General features: G+C 70.2%; 11 protein-coding genes. 9 read left to right on the top strand and 2 right to left on the bottom strand.

What is annotated here, in order from left to right; translation table 11 throughout:
- Positions 1-124 precede the first annotated feature (124 nt).
- Both smc and zipA read left to right on the top strand, forming a co-directional pair.
- Positions 125-3,628 (top strand): chromosome segregation protein SMC, encoded by a 3,504-nt coding sequence (gene smc / locus J7357_RS03225; RefSeq protein WP_209244809.1) that lies wholly within the window; start codon positions 125-127, stop codon positions 3,626-3,628.
- Between the two features lie 114 nt (positions 3,629-3,742).
- Positions 3,743-4,480: a cell division protein ZipA gene (gene zipA / locus J7357_RS03230; protein WP_010342533.1), complete on the top strand. Its 738-nt coding sequence runs from the start codon at positions 3,743-3,745 to the stop codon at positions 4,478-4,480.
- A 349-nt stretch (positions 4,481-4,829) separates the two neighbouring features.
- Here the strand turns inward: zipA and J7357_RS03235 are convergent, their stop codons facing one another.
- Positions 4,830-5,960, bottom strand: a complete 1,131-nt coding sequence (locus J7357_RS03235) for a pyridoxal phosphate-dependent aminotransferase (RefSeq protein ID WP_209244810.1) — start codon at positions 5,958-5,960, stop codon at positions 4,830-4,832.
- Between the two features lie 747 nt (positions 5,961-6,707).
- Between J7357_RS03235 and ligA the strand changes: the two genes are divergently transcribed.
- The 7 genes from ligA to J7357_RS03270 all read left to right on the top strand — a co-directional run bounded on the left by ligA (position 6,708) and on the right by J7357_RS03270 (position 18,451).
- Positions 6,708-9,224: an NAD-dependent DNA ligase LigA gene (gene ligA / locus J7357_RS03240; protein WP_209244811.1), complete on the top strand. Its 2,517-nt coding sequence runs from the start codon at positions 6,708-6,710 to the stop codon at positions 9,222-9,224.
- Positions 9,221-9,706 carry a GNAT family N-acetyltransferase gene (locus J7357_RS03245; RefSeq protein ID WP_209244812.1) on the top strand — a complete coding sequence of 162 codons (486 nt, stop codon included), beginning with the start codon at positions 9,221-9,223 and terminating at the stop codon, positions 9,704-9,706. Before ligA ends, J7357_RS03245 begins: the two co-directional genes overlap by 4 nt.
- Positions 9,706-10,656 carry an EF-P lysine aminoacylase EpmA gene (epmA, locus tag J7357_RS03250; protein WP_209244813.1) on the top strand — a complete coding sequence of 317 codons (951 nt, stop codon included), beginning with the start codon at positions 9,706-9,708 and terminating at the stop codon, positions 10,654-10,656. Before J7357_RS03245 ends, epmA begins: the two co-directional genes overlap by 1 nt.
- A 199-nt stretch (positions 10,657-10,855) precedes the next feature.
- The gene (locus tag J7357_RS03255) at positions 10,856-11,500 is read left to right on the top strand and encodes a DUF3011 domain-containing protein (RefSeq protein WP_019801324.1); all 645 of its coding nucleotides are present in this window, start codon (positions 10,856-10,858) and stop codon (positions 11,498-11,500) included.
- 69 nt (positions 11,501-11,569) lie between these two features.
- Positions 11,570-12,634, top strand: coding sequence for an S-methyl-5-thioribose-1-phosphate isomerase (gene mtnA / locus J7357_RS03260; RefSeq protein ID WP_209244814.1), 1,065 nt, complete (start codon positions 11,570-11,572; stop codon positions 12,632-12,634).
- Positions 12,635-12,842: 208 nt separating this feature from the next.
- Positions 12,843-15,659: a DNA gyrase subunit A gene (gyrA, locus tag J7357_RS03265; RefSeq protein WP_209244815.1), complete on the top strand. Its 2,817-nt coding sequence runs from the start codon at positions 12,843-12,845 to the stop codon at positions 15,657-15,659.
- A 362-nt stretch (positions 15,660-16,021) separates the two neighbouring features.
- Positions 16,022-18,451 (top strand): membrane-bound PQQ-dependent dehydrogenase, glucose/quinate/shikimate family, encoded by a 2,430-nt coding sequence (locus J7357_RS03270; protein ID WP_209244816.1) that lies wholly within the window; start codon positions 16,022-16,024, stop codon positions 18,449-18,451.
- 237 nt (positions 18,452-18,688) lie between these two features.
- On the opposite strand, the gene J7357_RS03275 is transcribed toward J7357_RS03270, so the two are convergent.
- Positions 18,689-19,543: a hypothetical protein gene (locus tag J7357_RS03275; RefSeq protein WP_209244817.1), complete on the bottom strand. Its 855-nt coding sequence runs from the start codon at positions 19,541-19,543 to the stop codon at positions 18,689-18,691.
- Positions 19,544-19,589 lie beyond the last annotated feature (46 nt).

The raw sequence follows: 19,589 nt of genomic DNA on the forward strand, positions 1-19,589 counted from the left end.
TACTCGTCGGCGACTGCCGTGCCGCAAGCCTGCTGTCCTTGGCGATCAATGGCTTGCGCATGGATTCTTCCCGGAACACCAGAGGTGCCGCGGCCACCGCGCTGGCACTGGAATCCTTTGTCCCATGCGCCTTTCCACGATCAAGCTGTCCGGTTTCAAGTCCTTCGTCGATCCGACCACGCTGCACCTGCCGACCAACATGACCGGCATCGTCGGTCCGAACGGCTGCGGCAAGTCGAACATCATCGACGCGGTGCGCTGGGTGATGGGCGAAAGCTCGGCCAGCCGACTGCGCGGCGATTCGCTGACGGACGTGATCTTCTCCGGTTCCTCGGCGCGCAAGCCGGTGTCGCAGGCCACGGTGGAACTGATCTTCGACAACACCGACCACACCATCGCCGGCGAGTACGCCTCGTTCAACGAGATCTCGGTCAAGCGCCAGGTCAGCCGCGACGGCAGCAGCAGCTACTACCTCAACGGCACCAAGTGCCGGCGCCGCGACATCACCGACCTGTTCCTGGGCACCGGCCTGGGCCCGCGCAGCTACTCGATCATCGAGCAGGGCATGATCAGCCAGATCATCGAGGCGCGTCCGGAGGACCTGCGCGTGTACCTGGAGGAGGCCGCCGGCATCTCCAAGTACAAGGAGCGGCGCAAGGAGACCGAGACCCGCATCCGCCACACCCGCGAGAACCTGGAGCGCCTGGGCGACCTGCGCGAGGAGATCGGCAAGCAGCTCGAGCACCTCAAGCGCCAGGCGCGCCAGGCCGAGCAGTACCAGGCGCTGCAGGAGGAACGGCGGATCAAGGACGCGCAGTGGAAGGCGCTGGAATACCGCGGCCTGGACGGGCGCCTGCAGGGCCTGCGCGAGGCGCTGGGCCAGGAAGAGACGCGCCTGCAGCAATTGATCGCCGAGCAGCGCGATGCCGAAGCGCGCATCGAGACCGGCCGCGTGCGCCGCGAGGAGGCCGCCGAGGCGCTGAGCACCGCGCAGGCCGAGGTCTACAAGGTCGGCAGCACCCTGGCCCGGATCGAACAGCAGATCCAGCACCAGCGCGACCTGTCGCAGCGCCTGCACAAGGCGCGCGACGAGGCGCAACTGGCGCTGGCCGAGCTTGGGCAGCACATCGGCACCGACGAAGCCAAGCTGGCGCTGTTGCGCGAATCGGTGGACGTGGCCGGCCCGCAGCTGGAGCAGCTGCAGGAAGACAACGAATACAAGCAGGAAGCGCTGCGCGAGGCCGAGGCGCGCCTGGCCGACTGGCAGCAGCGCTGGGAATCGCATCAGCGCAACACCGCCGAAGCTTCGCGCGCCGGCGAAGTGGAGCGCACCCGCGTCGATTACCTGGACCGGCAGTCGCTGGAGGCCGAGCGCCGCCGCGAGGCGCTGCTGGCCGAGCGCGCCGGGCTGGACCTGGACGCGCTGGCCGAGGCGTTCGCGCAACTGGAACTGCAGCACGAGACCCAGCGCGCCGCGCTGGACGGCCTGACCGAGCAGGTCGAGGCGCGCAAGCAGGCGGTGGCGGCGCTGCAGGACCAGCAGCGCAGCGCGCAGGCCGAACTGGCCGACGTGCGCAAGCAGGCGCAGGCCGCGCGCGGCCGGCTGTCGTCGCTGGAAACCCTGCAGCAGGCCGCACTCGGCCAGGAGCAGGGCGCGGCGGTGGCCTGGCTGCAGGCGCGCGGGCTGGATTCGGCGGCGCGCGTCGGCGAACGGCTCAACGTCGAGAGCGGCTGGGAGAACGCGGTCGAAGGCGCGCTCGGGCAGTTGATCGAAGGCGTGCTGGTGGAGGCGCCGGAACAACTGGTCGACGCGCTGGGCGAACTCGGCGAAGGCCGCATCGCCCTGGTCAGCGGCGAGGAGGCGGCCGAGACCTTCGCGCCGACCTCGCTGGCGGCCAAAGTGCAGGGGCCGATCGCGATCCGCCGGCTGTTGGCGCGGCTGCACGCGGCCGAGGATTTGAGTGCGGCGCGCGCGCTGCTGCCGCAGCTGGGCGAGGGCGACTCCATCGTCACCCGCGACGGCGCGCGCCTGGGCCAAGGTTGGCTGCGCGTGTCGCGCTCCGGCGCGGCCAAGCAGGGCGCGCTGCTGCGCGAGCGCGAGATCCAGAGCCTGCGCGGCCAGATCGAGACGCTGCAGGAGCGCGAGGCCGACCTGGAACACCGCCTCGGCGAGATGCGCGCGCAGTTGCTCGCCGGCGAGCAGCAGCGCGAGGACGCGCAGCGCCAGCTGTACCAGGCGCACCGCAGCGCCTCCGAACTGGCCGGACAGTTGCAGAGTCAGCAAGGCAAGGTCGACGCCGCGCGCACCCGCATCGAGCGCATCGAGCTGGAGGTCGCGCAACTGCTGGAGACCCTGGACAGCAGCCGCGAGCAGGCGCGCGAGGCGCGCTCCAAGCTGGAGGACGCGGTCACCAGCATGGGCGACCTGGAATCGGTGCGGCATGCGCTGGAAAGCGAGCGTCGCCAGCTCACCGAGGCGCGCGACCTGGCCCGCGACGCCGCGCGGCGGGTGCGCGAAGCCTCGCACGCGCTGGCCCTGACCCTGGAGTCGCAGCGCACCCAGATCGCCTCGCTGAGTCAGGCACTGGAGCGCATGGGCAACCAGCGCGGGCAGCTGGACGCGCGCCTGGGCGAACTCAGCGCGCAGTTGAACGAGGGCGACTCGCCGGTGCTGGCGCTGGAGGCCGAGCACCAGGCCGCGCTCAGCGAGCGCGTGCGCACCGACCGCGCGCTCGGCGAGGCGCGCACGCTGCTGGATGGCATCGACAACGAACTGCGCGGTCTGGAACAGACCCGCCAGCAGCGCGACGAGCAGGCGCTGGCGCAGCGCGAACGCATCGCCCAGCGCCGGCTCGACCAGCAGGCGCTGGTGCTCAGCGCCGAGCAGCTGTCGGCGGCGGTGGTCAAGGCCGGCTTCGCGCTCGAGGATGTGATCAACGGCCTGCCCGAACATGCCGACCCCGCCGAGTGGGAGCAGGCGGTGCAGCAGATCGACGCGCGCATGCGCCGGCTGGAGCCGGTCAACCTGGCGGCGATCAGCGAGTACGGCGAGGCCGCGCAGCGCGCCGAATACCTGGAAGCGCAGGACGTCGACCTCAATACCGCACTAGAGACCCTGGAAGACGCCATCCGCAAGATCGACCGCGAAACCCGTGGTCGCTTCAAGGACACCTTCGACCGGGTCAACTCCGGCGTGCAGGCGCTGTATCCGCGCCTGTTCGGCGGCGGCCACGCCTACCTGGAACTGACCGGCGAGGACCTGCTGGACACCGGCGTGGCGATCATGGCGCGGCCCCCCGGCAAGCGCGTGTCCAGCATCTCGCTGCTGTCCGGCGGCGAGAAGGCGATGACCGCGGTGGCGCTGGTGTTCGCGATCTTCCAGCTCAACCCGGCGCCGTTCTGCCTGCTCGACGAGGTCGACGCGCCGCTGGACGAGGCCAACGTCGGCCGCCTGGCGGCGATGGTCAAGGAAATGAGCGAGAAGGTGCAGTTCCTGTTCGTCAGCCACAACAAGGCGACGATGGAGGCGGCGCACCAGCTCAGCGGCGTCACCATGCGCGAACCGGGCGTCAGCCGCCTGGTCAGCGTGGACCTGGAGGAGGCCGCGCGTTTGGCGGGCGCGGCCTGACGTGACATGCTAAAGGGCGTGATGCGCGTCGAGGCGCTGTCGCTGTACGGGCAGACGTCGTGCGCATCAGGCAGCTATTTTCCCCCTGTGCACCCTTGCCGGAGTAACCCCTGAATGTCCGACATGGCAATGCTACGCATCGGCATCCTCGCCGCCGGCTTGCTGTTGATTGCGGCGATCTTCCTGTTCGGCCGCCCCAAGAAACCGAGCCAGGGCCGGCGCGTGGAGCCGGCCGATCCGGCCGCGCCGCGCCGCGAACCCTCGCTGGGCGACGCCGCCCCGGCGGTCGGCGATGACGCGCTGGCCGCCGATGGTGTCGACGGCGACGCGCGCCAGCCCGAACTGGGCCTGCCCGCCGCGGAGGCGCCCGGCGCCGAACTCGGCAAGCGCCCGAGCCAGGATTTCGACAAGATCGTCTCGCTGTACGTCGCCGCCCGCGCCGGGCAGGTACTGCGCGGCGAGGACATCGTGGTGGCGGCGGAGAAGACCGGCCTGACCTTCGGCCACATGAACGTGTTCCATCGCTTGGTGGAAGGGCATCCCGAGCGCGGCCCGATCTTCAGCATGGCCAGCATCATGAAGCCGGGCAGCTTCGACATGGCGCACATCCGCGAGATGGAGACCCCGGCGATCGCCTTCTTCCTGACGTTGCCGGCGCCGATGACCGCGCTCGACGCCTGGGAGAAGATGCTGCCGACCGTACAGCGCATGGGCGAACTGCTCGACGGCGTGGTCCTGGACGACAGCCGCAACGCCCTGGGCCGCCAGCGCATCGCCCACATCCGCGACGACCTGCGCGCCTACGACCGCCAGCATCAGGCACCGCCGTTGACGAAGGCGCCGCGCTGGTAGCGTGGTGCCGGGAATAGGGAAACGGGAATGGGGAATCGTAAAAGCGATTTCCTGGTGCTGACCGCGATGCGAGCTTTTCCCTTCTCCCCTCGGGACCATGGCCCCCTTCTTGGGGGAAGGTGCCCCGGAGGGGCGGATGAGGGTACGACCGCCGTCGAGGCCACTGAGACCGCTGGCTTTTCTCTTGATAGCACCCAGTACCGACTCACCACTCCTGGAGCGCTACGCCAGACCTGGCGAATCGTGAACCGGGCACGGGAATGCCAGGGCAAAACCAGCCACGCCTCAGCCGCACGATAACCCGCTTTTACGATTCCCGATTCCTCATTCCCGATTCCCGGCCCCCAAGCTACTTGCGCGCCTTCCCAAACGCCTCCCGAAACCGCAGCATCTCCGCTTCGGTGCCGACGGTCACGCGGACCAGCTTCGGCCAGATCGGCCAGCTGCGGCCGACGATCACGCCTTGCTTGGCCATCGCCGCGGCGAACGCGGCGCCGTCGCGCTTGACGTCGACCATGAAGCAGTTGGCCTGCGACGGCAGGCATTTGTAGCCCTTGCTCTGCAACCAGGCCATGGTGGCGTCGCGAATGCGCGCGTTCTCGGCGCGGCGGGTCGGCACCAGTTGCAGGTCCTGCAGGCTGGCGATGCCGGCGGCCAGCGCAGGCACCGACACCGGATTCTCGCCGAACGCGGCCAGCTTGGTCTGCAGCCCCGGCGCGGCCACCGCCAGGCCCAGGCGCAGCCCGGCCATGCCGTACAGCTTGGAGAAGGTGCGCAGCACCAGCAGGTCCTGGCGCTGGCCGATCAGGTCGATGACCGACGGCTCCTCGCTGTAGTGCAGGTAGGCCTCGTCGACCAGCAGCACGCTGGAGGCAGGCTTGTTGGCCAGCAACCATTCGATGTCGGCGCGCTTGGTGATCGAACCGGTCGGGTTGTTCGGATTGCACAGGTAGATCAGGCCGGCATTCGGATCGACGCTGGCCATGGCCTTGACGTCGTGCGCGCCGTCGGCGCGCAGCGGCACCCGTCGCACCGGCGCGCCGTGCGCGGCGGCCACGTCGGCGACCGCCTCGAAGGTCGGATCGGCCACCACCACGCCGGCGCGCGGCGAGGTGAAGGCACGCGCGGCGCGCGCGAGCGGCTCGCTGGAGCCGGGATACACCGCCACGTGGTCGGTCGGCAGGCGCTGCTGACCGACAAAAGCGGCGATCAGCTCGTCCGACAGCTCGAACAGATAGCGCCCGCTGCGCGGCAGGATCGCCTGTGCGGCTGCCAGCGCGGCGGGCGCCGGACCCAGCGGGCATTCGTTGAAGTTGAGGTAGACCGTGCCGGCGGCCGGCGCCACGCCGGGTGTCGCGGTTGCGGCGACGGCTGCCTTGCGCCGCGCCGCCTCGGCAACGGGGGCCAGGCCCACGGCACCGAGCGCCAGACCGGAGGTGGCCAGGGACAGGAAGGAACGGCGCGAGACCGGTAGCGACACGTGGCTCTCCAGAGCGGGCGGGGGAGGTCACGTTAACGAGGTGTTAATGGCGCGGCAAGGGAGTGAGGGGCCCGGATTCGGGATTTGGGATTTCGGGATGGGCTTGCGGCCGGGATTGGGGATTGGGGATTGGGGATTGGCAAAAGCCGGGTGGTGACGTCGATGGCGCTGCGCGCCCCGTACCCTCACCCCAACCCCTCTCCCGGCGGGAGAGGGGCTTCGGCGTTTCCCTTCTCCCCTCGGGAGAAGGTGCCCCGCAGGGGCGGATGAGGGTACGGGCGAAGCCACGCACTGCCAGATCGGTGCAGGCGCTGCGCGCTCCGTATCCTCACCCCAACCCCTCTCCCGATGGGAGAGGGGCTTTCGGCTTTCCCTTCTCCCGCCGGGACCATGGCCCCCTTCTTGGGGGAAGGTGCCCCGCAGGGGCGGATGAGGGTACGGGCGTAGCCTCGCAATGTCAGATCGGCGAGGCGCTTCGCGCTCCGGACCCTCACCCCAACCCCTCTCCCGATGGGAGAGTGGCTTTGGCTTCTCCCTTCTCCCCTCGGGACCATGGCCCCCTTCTTGGGGGAAGGTGCCCCGCAGGGGCGGATGAGGGTCCGACCGCCGCCGACACCAGAAGTCCGAGCTCGGGCTCTTGCGAATCCCCAATCCCCAATCCCGGCCGTCCGGCCGTCAAGCCGACTCCCCCATCCCCGCCTTCCAGCTACTATCGCCCCCTCTCCGTTACCCGCCTTTTCGCTGCGCATGACCGTCACCCCCGATCCCCAGCAGCGTGTCGCCGACTTGCGCCAGCGCATCGACGACGCCAACCACCGCTACTACGTGCTCGACGATGCGTCGATTCCCGATGCCGAGTACGACGCGCTGATGCGCGAGTTGGAGGCGCTGGAAGCCGCTCACCCGGAGTTGGCCAGCGCGGATTCGCCCACACGCAAGGTCGGTGCGCGCCCGGATGGCGGCTTTCCCGAAGTGCGCCACGCGATCCCGATGCTCTCGCTGGCCAATGCCTTCGAAACCCCGGGTGTGCCCGAGGACGCCGACGACCGTACGCGCTTCGCCGAGGTCGCCGATTTCGAACGCCGCATCGAGCGCGAACTCGAGCTGGCCGCGCCGGTGTTCTCGGTGGAGCCGAAGCTCGATGGCCTGGCGATCAGCCTGCGCTACGAGGATGGCGTGTTCGTGCAGGGCGCCACCCGCGGCGACGGCAGCACCGGCGAGGACGTCACCGCCAACCTGCGCCAGGTGCGTTCGGTGCCGCTGAAGCTGCGCGACCTCGGCGCGCCGCCGCCGGCGGTGCTGGAAGTGCGCGGCGAGATCTACATGCCGCGCGCCGCCTTCGCCGCGTGGAACGCGCAGGCGCTGGAGCGCAACGAAAAGCTGTTGGCCAACCCGCGCAATGGCGCCGCCGGCTCGCTGCGTCAGCTCGATCCGGCGGTGACCCGGCGCCGGCCGCTGGCGTTCTTCGCCTACTCGGTGGGCGAGGTGCGCGGCCTGGAACTGCCCGAAACCCACTCGCAGACCCTGCAACTGCTGCGCGACTACGGCTTCCCCGTCGCCCCGGAGGCGGATACCGCCACCGGCTTCGATGGCCTGATCGCCTATTTCCGCCGCATCGGCGCCGCCCGCGACACCTTGCCGTACGACATCGACGGCGTGGTCTACAAGCTCGACGACTACGACCAGCAACAGGCCATGGGCTTCGTCTCGCGCGCGCCTCGCTGGGCGCTGGCGCACAAGTTCCCGGCGCAGGAGCAATCCACCGTGCTGCGCGCGATCGAGGTGCAGATCGGCCGCACCGGCGCGGTCACCCCTGTGGCGCGGCTGGAGCCGGTGCAGGTCGCCGGGGTCACCGTCACCAACGCCACCTTGCACAATGCCGACCAGATCGCGCGGCTGGATGTGCGCGAGGGCGACACCGTGATCGTGCGCCGTGCCGGCGACGTGATCCCGGAAGTGGTGCGGGTGATCGAGGAACGGCGTCCGCCGGGCACCGCGCCGTGGACGATGCCGGCGACCTGCCCGGTGTGTGGTTCGGAACTGGTCAAGGAAGAGGACGCGGTGGCCTGGCGTTGCAGCGGCGGCCTGGCCTGTGCGGCGCAGCGCAAGGAGGCCGTGCGGCACTTCGCCTCGCGCCGCGCCATGGACATCGAAGGCCTGGGCGAGCGCCAGGCCGATGCCCTGGTCGAGTTCGGCTTCGTGCAGTCGCTGGCCGACCTGTACGCCTTGAGCGTGGAGGATCTGGTGCGGATGAAGACCGCGCTGGACGCGGCCACTGCCGCCGACCTGCTGCAGGCGCTGGAGGACAGCAAGGGCGCGCTGGCGCTGGATGCGGCCGGCCGCGACGCGTTGGAGGACGAGGCCGCCCAGTGGCGGCGCGCCGACTTCCTGCGCGCGCACCTGGCAGTGGACCTGGGCGGCAAGCTGGCGACCAAGTGGGCGGAGAACCTGGTCGCCGGCATCGACGCCAGCCGCGCCACGACCCTGCCGCGCTTCCTGTTCGCGCTGGGCATTCCGCACCTGGGCGAGACCACGGCCAAGGCGCTTGCCTACTGGCTGGGGTCGCTGACGTTCGTGCGCAGCACCCCCGCGGTGCTGTTGCAGGCCTTGCCGGACATCGGCGGCGAGGTGGCGCGCGCGATCGCCACGTTCTTCGAGCAGCCCGGCAACGCCGCGGTGGTCGATGCGCTGATCGCCGCCGGCATTCGCTTTTCCGACGAGGGCGCGCCGCCGGCGGAACTGCGCGAGCGCCTGGATCTGGCGCATCTGCTCGGCACGCTGCCGGTGGACAAGCTCGGCGGCAAGAGCGCGCAGCGCCTGGCCGCCACCTACGGCACGTTGGACGCGTTGCTGCGCGCCAACGAAAGTGGCTGGACCGGGGCCGGCCTGTCCACGGCCGGCGCCGCCAACCTGGCCGCGTACCTGGCCGATCCGGCGCAGAAGCAGGCTTTGCTGGAGGCCGAGGCAGCCATGCAACGACTGCTCGACGCCGCGCCGGCGCAGACCCAGCGCCGCGCCGGCCCGCTGGACGGGCAGACCGCGGTGCTGACCGGCACGCTGACCGCGCTGACCCGCGACGAGGCCAAGGCACGCCTGGAGGCGCTGGGCGCCAAGGTGGCCGGCAGCGTGTCGAAGAAGACCGCGTTCGTGGTCGCCGGCGAGGCCGCCGGTTCCAAGCTAGACAAGGCGCAGGAGCTGGGCGTGGCGGTGTGGGACGAGGCGCAGCTGCTGGCGTTCCTGCAAACGCAGGAACAGGGCGCATGAGTGCGCTAGGCACGGTGCAGGACGAACTGCGCTGGCGCACCGCCGGCGTTGCCGACCAGCCGACCTTGCTGGCGATGCTGCAGGCGTTCTACGCCGAGGACGGCATCGCGTTCGACGCCGAGCGGGTGACGCGCGGCCTGCAGGCGCTGCTGGCGCAGCCGGCACTGGGCGAGGCGCTGCTGTGGCTGGCGCCGGACGACGCGGTGGTCGGCTATGCGCTGGTCACCGCGTGCTTCAGCGTCGAACTGGGCGGGCGCTATCTGCTGCTCGACGAGCTGTATCTGGGCCCGGCCGCGCGCGGCCGCGGCTGGGGACGGCGCGCGGTGGCACTGGTCGAGGCGCGCGCCCGCGCGCTGGGCGTGGATGTGCTGCGGATGGAGGTCAACCACCACAACGCCGCCGCCAAGCGCCTGTACCTGGGCCTGGGCTACCGCGACGATGCGCGCGACCAACTGAGCCGCCGGCTCGACATCGCGCAGTGATGGACCTGCTGTCCGCCCTGCAATTGCGCGCCCGGCTCAATGCCGCCATCCGCGGCTTCTTCGCCGCGCGCGGCGTGCTGGAAGTGGAAACGCCGATGCTGTCTGCGGCCGGCAACACCGAGCCGAACATCGACAGCTTCCAGACCCGCTTCAGCGGCCATGTCGACGCCGGTCCGGCGCTGCGCTGGCTGCGCACCTCGCCCGAGTACCCGCTGAAGCGGCTGCTCGCCGCGGGCATCGGCGATTGCTACGAACTGGGGCGGGTGTTCCGCAACGGCGAGGCCGGCGGCCGCCACAATCCCGAGTTCACCATGCTCGAGTGGTATCGGGTCGGCTGGGATCACCGGCAATTGATCGAGGAAACCGTGGAACTGGTGCGCACGGCGCTGGCGCTGGTCGGGCGCAGCGCCGCGCTGCAGGTGCTCAGCTACCGAGAGCTGTTCCTGCAGGGCGTGGGCCTGGATCCGTTCGCCGCGCCGCTGCAAGCGCTGCAGCAGCCCTTGCGCGAGATCCGCATCGATGCCGACGGTCTTGGTCGCGACGACTGGTTGGACCTGCTGATGACCCACCGCCTGCAGCCGGCGTTCCCGGTCGACCGCCTCACCGTGGTCCACGACTGGCCAGCCAGCCAGTGCGCGCTGGCGCGCGTGCGCGACGGCGACCCGCCGGTGGCCGAGCGCTTCGAGCTGTACCTGGGCAGCTACGAACTGGCCAACGGCTACCACGAGCTCAACGATGCCGCCGAGCAGCGCCGGCGTTTCCTGCGCGACCACGCGCTGCGCCAGGCGCGCGGCGCGGTGCTGCCGCCGCTGGACGAACGCCTGCTGCAGGCGCTGCCGGCGCTGCCCGATTGCGCCGGCGTGGCGGTGGGTGTAGATCGGCTGCTGATGGCGATGCGCGGCACCGCGCAGATCGGGGACGTGCTCGCCTACGATTTCGCGCATGCCTGAACCGGCCGTCACGTGTTTTCGCGGCGTCTTGTTGCGTTGTCCACACCGATGATGGTTTGATCGGGCTCGGCATGCGCACGCCGCGCGCCAGCAGGTCTTCGTTGTTCAGGTTCTAGGCATAGGGGCAGAGCCAAGCATGAAGTGGGCGTACGGGCTCGGTGGCTGGTGTTGGCTGGGGTTGGCGGCAAGCGTGTGGCCGATGCCGTCGCCGGCGCAGGACGCCGATGCGTACGATGCCGCGGTAGTGCGCTGCGAGTCGCGCGACATGACCTGGGTGCACTGTCCGATGTCCACCGACCAGGGCGTGCAACTGGTGCGGCAACTCTCCGACAACGACTGCATCCGCGGCAGCGAGTGGGGTTCTGACGCCACCGGCGTGTGGGTCACCCTGGGCTGTCGCGCCGAATTCCGTCCCAATCCGGTGGAGGCGCCGCGCAGCGCGATGCGCCGCGTGCTGCGCTGCGAATCCGATGGGCGCCTGGAAAGCTGTCCCGTGATGCTGCGCGGGGCGCCGGTGCGGTTGATGCGGCAGCTGTCGTCGGTGCCGTGCCGCGAGGAGCGCAGCTGGGGCGTGCGCCGCAACGAAATCTGGGTCGCGCGCGGCTGCCGCGGCGAGTTCGAGATCGGTGCCGCCGACGGGTCCGGGTTTCCCGCCGGGCCGCGGCCGGTGCTGTGCGAATCCAAGGGCAAGGCGCGGCGCCGCTGCGGGGTCAGTGTCCAGGACCATGTGCAACTGCGCCGGCAGTTGTCCGGCGCGCCTTGCGTGCAGAACGACAGCTGGGGCTGGGACCGTGACGGTATCTGGGTCGACAAGGGCTGTCGCGCCGAGTTCAGCGTCAACTGAGCGCTGGCGCGGCGCTGCGACGCCGCGCGGCGTCCTCAATCCGCAATCGCCGGCGTTTACAATAGGGCGATGAACGCCGCCCTCGATATCGATTACGCCCGCTACGACCATATCCGCCCGATCCTGTGGACCGGCGACGCGCTGGAACTGCTGGACCAGCGCAAGCTGCCGTTCGCGGTGGAACACGTGCGCTGCAGCGACAGCGACCAGGTCGCCGCGGCGATCCATGCCCTGGCCGTGCGCGGCGCGCCGGCGATCGGCATCGCCGCCGGCTGGGGCACCGTGCTTGCCGCGCGCGAGGTGCAGGCCGAAGACGGCGCCGAGGCGCTGCTGAAGCTGGAGCCGGCCCTGCAACGGCTCAATGCCGCGCGGCCGACCGCGGTCAACCTGGCCTGGGCGCTGGCGCGCATGCGCACCGCCCTTGGCGCGGCCGGCAGCGACTGGCGCTCGGTGCTGGAGCGCGAGGCGCAGGCGATCGCCGAGGAGGACTTGGCCGCCAACCGGCACATGGGCGCGCTCGGCGCCGGCCTGATCGCGCCCGGCAGCGGCGTGCTGACCCATTGCAACACCGGCTCGCTGGCCACCGCCGGCTTCGGCACCGCGCTGGGCGTGATCCGCGCCGGCGTCGCCCAGCAGCGCATCGCCAAGGTGTTCGCCGGCGAGACCCGGCCCTGGCTGCAGGGCGCGCGGCTGACCGTGTGGGAACTGCAGCAGGACGGCATCGACGCCACCCTGATCGCCGATTCGGCCGCCTCGCACCTGATGAAGACCGGCGCGGTGCAATGGGTGATCGTCGGCGCCGACCGCATCTGCGCCAATGGCGACACCGCCAACAAGATCGGCACCTACCAGCTGGCGATCGCCGCACGCCACCACGGCGTCAGGTTCATGGTGGTGGCGCCGTCGTCCACGGTAGACATGGACACCGCCGACGGCGCGCAGATCGAGATCGAGCAGCGCGATCCGGGCGAGCTGTTCGGCGTCGGCGGCACCCGCACCGTGGCTGACGGCATCGCCGCCTGGAATCCGGTGTTCGACGTGACCCCGGCGGACCTGATCGACGCCATCGTCACCGAGCGCGGGGTGATCGAGCATCCCGACCTGCCGCGCATGCGCGCCGCCTTCGGCGGCTGAGCCGGGGCACTGCGGCGGCGCCCGACGGGCGCTGCCGAAGGCGCGCAAGTGCTTGTTCGCGCCGGCAAAACCGGGCAATCGGGCGCCCGTCATGATAGAATCCGGCGGTTCGATCGACCGCCGTGCGCCCTAGGCGTGCGGCCGCGGCGGGCCCGCCTGTCGCGGACCGGCGTCGTGGTCGATCCGCCACCAGACTTACGGAACCCGAATGGCAGAATCCGCCAAGGAAATCATCCAGGTCAACCTGGAAGACGAGATGCGCAAGAGCTACCTCGATTACGCCATGAGCGTGATCGTGGGGCGTGCCCTCCCGGATGCGCGCGACGGCCTCAAGCCGGTGCATCGCCGCGTGTTGTTCGCGATGAACGAGTTGGGCGCGCACAGCAACAAGCCCTACTACAAGTCGGCGCGTATCGTCGGCGACGTCATCGGTAAGTACCACCCGCACGGCGACCAGTCGGTGTACGACACCCTGGTGCGCATGGCGCAGCCGTTCTCGCTGCGCTACATGATGGTGGACGGGCAGGGCAACTTCGGCTCGGTCGACGGCGACTCCGCGGCGGCGATGCGTTACACCGAGGCGCGCATGTCGCGGCTCGCGCACGAAATGATGGCCGACATCGACAAGGAAACCGTCGATTTCCAGCCCAACTACGACGAGAAGGAACAGGAACCGTCGGTGATGCCGACGCGCTTCCCGAGCCTGCTGGTCAACGGCTCGGCCGGCATCGCGGTGGGCATGGCCACCAACATCCCGCCGCACAACCTGACCGAGTCGATCAACGCCTGCCTGGCGCTGATCGACAACCCGCAGATCGACGTCGACGGCCTGATGGAGCATATCCCGGGCCCGGATTTCCCGACCGCGGGCATCGTCAATGGCACCACCGGCATCGTCGCCGGCTACCGCACCGGCCGCGGCCGCGTGCGCATGCGCGCCAAGGCCGAGATCGAGATCCAGGACAACGGCCGCGAAGCGATCGTGGTCACCGAGATCCCGTACCAGGTCAACAAGGCGCGGCTGATCGAGAAGATCGCCGAGCTGGTCAAGGAAAAGAAGCTCGAGGGCATCAGCGAACTGCGCGACGAGTCCGACAAGGACGGCATGCGCATCTACATCGAGGTCAAGCGCGGCGAAGCCGCCGACGTGGTGCTGAACAACCTGTACCAGCAGACCCAGATGGAGTCGGTGTTCGGCATCAACATGGTGGCGCTGGTCGACGGCCGCCCGCAGTTGATGAACCTCAAGCAGATGCTGGAGGCGTTCGTCCGCCACCGCCGCGAAGTGGTCACCCGCCGCACCATCTTCGAACTGCGCAAGGCGCGCGCCCGCGCGCACATTCTCGAAGGCCTGACCGTCGCGCTCGCCAACATCGACGAGATGATCGAGCTGATCAAGACCTCGGCGAACCCGAACGAGGCGCGCGAGCGCATGCTGGCCAAGACCTGGCAACCGGGCCTGGTCGGCGCGCTGCTCAATGCGGCCGGCGCCGAGGCCTCGCGCCCGGAAGACCTGCCCAGCGGCGTCGGCCTGGTCGGCGGCGGCTACCAGCTGACCGAAGTGCAGGCCACGCAGATCCTGGAAATGCGCCTGCACCGCCTGACCGGCCTGGAGCAGGAGCGCCTGACCGAGGAATACAAGCAGTTGCTGGAGGCGATCGCCGGGCTGATCCGCATCCTGGAAAACCCGGACGTGCTGCTGCAGGTGATCCGCGAGGAGCTGGTCAACATCCGCGAGGAATACGGCGATGCGCGCCGCACCGAGATCCGCCACAGCGAAGAGGACCTGGACATCCTCGACCTGATCGCGCCGGAAGACGTGGTGGTGACCCTGTCGCATGCCGGCTACGCCAAGCGCCAGCCGGTCAGCGCCTACCGCGCGCAGAGGCGTGGCGGCCGCGGCCGCAGCGCGGCGGCGACCAAGGAAGAGGATTTCATCGACCAGCTGTGGCTGGTCAACACCCACGACACGCTGCTGACCTTCACCAGCAGCGGCAAGGTGTTCTGGCTGCCGGTGCACCAGTTGCCGGAGGCCGGGCCGAATGCGCGCGGCCGCCCGATCGTCAACTGGATTCCGCTGGAGAACGGCGAGCGCGTGCAGGCGGTGCTGCCGGTGCGCGAGTACGCCGAAGGCCGCTACGTGTTCTTCGCCACCCGCAACGGCATGGTCAAGAAGACCCCGCTGAGCGAGTTCGCGTTCCAGCGCAAGATCGGCAAGATCGCGATCAACCTCGACGAGGGCGACGCGCTGGTCGGCGTGGCGCTCACCGACGGCGAGCGCGACGTGCTGCTGTTCGCCTCCAACGGCAAGACCGTGCGCTTCTCCGAGCGGCCCAAGGACGACGAGGCCGATGATGTGGCCGTCGACGAGGCCGGTGCCGACGACGGCGCCGTGGCCGACGACGAGGCCGCGGGCGAGGAGGGCGACGACGCCCGCGGCGCGCGGCGCAAGAGCCGCGGCGGGGTCAAGCCGACCGGGCGCAGCAGCCGTGGCGTGCGCGGCATCCGCCTGGCCAAGAGCGAGTACGTGGTCAGCCTGATCGTGGCCGAGCCGGCCGTGGGCCAGGACGAGGACGCCGACGACGTCGACACCGCGGCGGACACCGAGGCCGATGCCGAGGCGCGCAACGGCGACGAGGCCGATGCCTACATCCTCACCGCGACCGAGAACGGCTACGGCAAGCGCACCCCGCTGGGCGAATATCCGCGCAAGGGCCGCGGCACCCAGGGCGTCATCGGCATCCAGACCAGCGAGCGCAACGGCAAGCTGGTCGGTGCGGTGCTGCTGAGCACCCGCGACGAAGTGCTGCTGATCTCCGACGGCGGCACCCTGGTGCGCACCCGCGCCTCGGAGATCTCCCGCGTCGGCCGCAACACCCAGGGCGTGACCCTGATCCGCCTGTCCAAGGGCGAGAAGCTGCAGGCGGTGGAACGCCTGGACGGCTCGCTGGTCGAGGAAGACGGGTTGCCGGGCGAGGAGGGCGCCGCCGAAGGCGCTGGCGAGGCAGCACCGCCGCAGGCGTGATCCACGCCTGAGCGAACGACGACGCCGGCCTCGCGCCGGCGTCGTCGTTTTCGGAATGACCATTGACGATGCGGGCGACCTGCTGCGCGGGCACGCCGGCGGCGGTGCCACGACAGTCGCGCATTCCGCCGCCGCGCCACATCGCCTGCCGCCATGTACTCGGGCAATCGCTGCTCTCCACTGCACATGCCGTGTGATGCCCAGGTCGGCGCCGGATCACGAAGACCGCAAGATTGCGTGTCACTGTGTGTCGCCTGGAAACGCGTGATGTTCACTCGCGGCCTGGGATAAACGCGAGGCGGCGCGCACGCGCCGCTGCCACGGCGGATGTTCCGCGTGGCCGTGTCCTGCGAGGAATGGCAATGAACGAATTCGAACGAACCGAGCGTCGTGGCGGCTGGCCGCTGCGGTTGCTCGGCGGTGTCTGCGCGCTGATCGGCGCAGTGCTGACGATTGGCGGCGCCTGGCTGCTGGCGCTGGGCGGCTCCTGGTACTACTTGGTCGCCGGCCTCGGCCTGGCGATCTCCGGCGTGCAGCTGTGGCGCGGCCGGCGCAGCGGCGCACTGTGGTTCGCCGCGACCTTCCTGCTGTCGCTGCTGTGGGCGGCATGGGAATCGGGTACCGACTATTGGCGCTGGGTGCCGCGCATGGGCCTGATGGTGTTCCTGGCGTTGCTGCTGGCGTTGCTGCTGCCGCGGCTGGACCGGCCGTTCTCGCGCACGCTGTCGCGCTCGCTCGCGGTGGTGCTGGCGCTGGTGTTCGTCGGCGCGTTCGCGCTGGCGTTCCTGCCGTACGGCGTGACCGAGGCCGACGGCACGCTGGCGCATGCAGCCGGCATGGCCGCGGCGCTGGCGACGCCGCGCACCGGCGCGCAGCCGGCCGACGCGCCTGCCGATGCCGACTGGGCCGCCTACGGCCGCGACAACGCCGGCAGCCGCTACACGCCGTTGCGGCAGATCGCTCCGGACAACGTGGCGCAGTTGCGTACCGCCTGGACCTTCCGCACCGGCGACCTGCCGGACAAGCGCTGGGGCGCGGAAACCACGCCGCTGAAGATCGGCGACAGCCTGTATCTGTGCAGCGCACGCAACCAGATGATCGCGCTGGACGCGCGCAGCGGCCGCGAACGCTGGCGCTACGATCCCAAGGTGGCGGACAAGGCGATCCCGTATACCGCCGCCTGCCGCGGCGTCAGCTATTACGCGGTGCCCGACGCCCAGGCCACGGCGTCGACGGCCTGCCGCCAGCGCATCATCGAAGGCACTTTGGACGGACGCCTGATCGCGGTCGATGCGGCCGACGGAAAGCCCTGCGAGGACTTCGGCCAGCACGGCCAGGTCGATATCACCGTCGGCATGGGCTCCACGCCGCCCGGCTATGTCTCGATCAATTCGCCGCCGACCATCGTGCGCGGGGTCGTCGTCACCGGCCACCAGGTGCTGGATGGACAGAAGCGCTACGAACCGTCGGGCGTGATCCAGGGCTTCGATGCGGTGACCGGCGCACTGCGCTGGGCCTGGGACATGACCCATCCGGACTGGGCCGGCGCGCCGCCGCCGGGGCAGACCTGGACCCGTGGTACGCCCAACATGTGGACCAGCGCGGCCGGCGACGAACAGCTCGGCTACGTCTACCTGCCGATGGGCAATTCCTCGGCCGACTACTGGAGCAGTTCGCGCACCCCGCAGGAAGACCGCTATGCGACCTCGCTGGTCGCGCTGGACGTCACCACCGGCAAGCCGGTGTGGAATTTCCAGACCACCCACATCGACGTGTGGGACTACGACCTGGGGTCGCAACCGACGTTGCTGGATTTCCCGCACGACGGCACGACCGTGCCGGCGGTGCTGCTGCCGAGCAAGCAGGGCGAGCTGTACGTGCTCGACCGGCGCACCGGCAAGCCGCTGGTCGGGGTCGAGGAACGCGCGGTGCCGGGCGGCGGCGTGGAGCCGCAGCGCCGCGCCAAGACCCAGCCGTTCTCGCTCTACCACTCGCTGCGCAAGCGCGACCTGACCGAGCGCGACATGTGGGGCATGACCCCGATCGACCAACTGGTGTGCCGCATCCAGTTCCGCAGCGCCAGCTACAAGGGCATCTACACGCCGCCGGAAGCCGACCGCCATTCGATCGAGTACCCCGGCTACAACGGCGGCTCGGACTGGGGCAGCGTGGCGGTGGATCCGCGGCGGGGTGTGATCGTCGCCAACTACAACGACATGCCCAACTACAACCTGCTGGTGCCGCGGGCCAAGGCCGACAAGATGGGCTGGGCGCCGCGCGACCAGGTGCGCGGCGACAGCGGCGGCGCCGAGGGCGCCGGCGATCCGCAGGCCGGCACGCCGTACGCGATCAACGTCAACGCCGGCTGGCGCCTGCCGTTCACCGGGCTGCTGTGCAAGCAGCCGCCGTACGGCGGCATCCGTGCGATCGACCTGGCCAGCGGCAAGACCCTGTGGGACCGTCCGTTCGGCAGTGCGCGCGGCAACGGCCCGTTCGGCATCCACTCCGGCTTGCCGATCGAGATCGGCACGCCCAACAACGGCGGCGCCGTGGTCAGCGCCAGCGGCCTGATCTTCATCGCCGCGGCCACCGACGACATGATCCGCGCGATCGACCTGGCCAGCGGCAAGACCCTGTGGCAGGCCAAGCTGCCGGCCGGCGGCCAGGCCACGCCGATGGTGTACGCGGTCGGCGGCCGCGAGTACCTGGTCATCGTCGCCGCCGGCCATCACTTCATGGAGACCAAGCGCGGCGACTACGTGATCGCCTATGCGCTGCCGCCGGCAGGCTGATGCGGGCTGCCGCTGCGAGGTCGCGATGCGGCGTCGCGGCGGCGGGGCGTGGCGGAGGCGGGAAGGGCGTGATTGCCCTCCTGCCGCCGATTACGCCCGTCGCGGTGCGTCCGGTTACGTGTGTGTGATTTGTCGTAGGAGCGGCTTCAGCCGCGACAGGCGTTCACGGGAAGGTCTGTCGCGGCTGAAGCCTCTCCTACGCAATAGGATCGAGATACGCCCAGGTCGCGCCGGCGCCTACTCCAACTGGTCGCGCGCGAACGCCGCGTCCAGGGCTTCCATCGCATCGCGCGGCTTGAGCTTGGCGGCTTGCTCGAAGGCCGCAGCGGCAGCGTCCTCGCGTTTGTCCCCATGCAGCAACAGCAGCACGTTGGCGTGTTCGACGTGGGCGATCGGGGCATCCGGCACTAGTTTCAGCGCTTGCTGGATGTGCTGTTCGGCGGTCGCGGCCTTGGCCCCGTAGGTGAGGCCGCCGATCATCGCGCCGACCTTGCCGATGATCTCGGCGTGGTACAGCGCCAGCGCCATGTGCGCCTCGGCATGCTTGGGCTCCAGCTCCAGCGCCGCTTCCAGCGACGTGCGCACCTTGCTGGCGATGCCCTGCTTGAGCGCCTTGACGATGCTCAATCCCTGGCTGTAGCGGCCCAGCGCGAAGGCGTGGCGGTAGTGGCTGTTGGCCTCGTCCGGCAGCGCCGCGATCGCCGCCTCGGCCAGCGCCGCGGCCTGCTGCAGCCGCTGCAACTGCTCTTTTTCGTCGTCGACCAGATAGCCGGCATGGATGCCGATCGCCTTGACCGCGACCGAGGCGCCGAACACGCCCAGCGCCTTGCCGGCCTCGTAGGCCTGCTGGAACTGCCCGTGGTGGAAGGCCCGCCAGGCCTCGATCAACGCGGCCGAGAGGGTCTGCGCGTCGTGGCCCTTGCCGGCCTTGCCGGCGGCATCCAGCAGCGCCTGCGCGCGTGCCGGATCCGGGTAGGGTTCCCTGTCGCCGGCGTGCAGCTTGGGCCAGGCCTTCTTCAGCGCATCGCCGGCGTAGGCGTAGGCCTTGGCGTCGTATGGAAACGGCGCCCACGCGCCCGATTTTGCTGCCATGCGGATCTCCCTGTGCGGCGCCGGGCCACGGCGTCCGCGCCGAGCA

Origin of the sequence: Xanthomonas sp. D-109 (genome assembly GCF_017746095.1) — a bacterium.
GTDB lineage: Bacteria > Pseudomonadota > Gammaproteobacteria > Xanthomonadales > Xanthomonadaceae > Xanthomonas_A > Xanthomonas_A sacchari.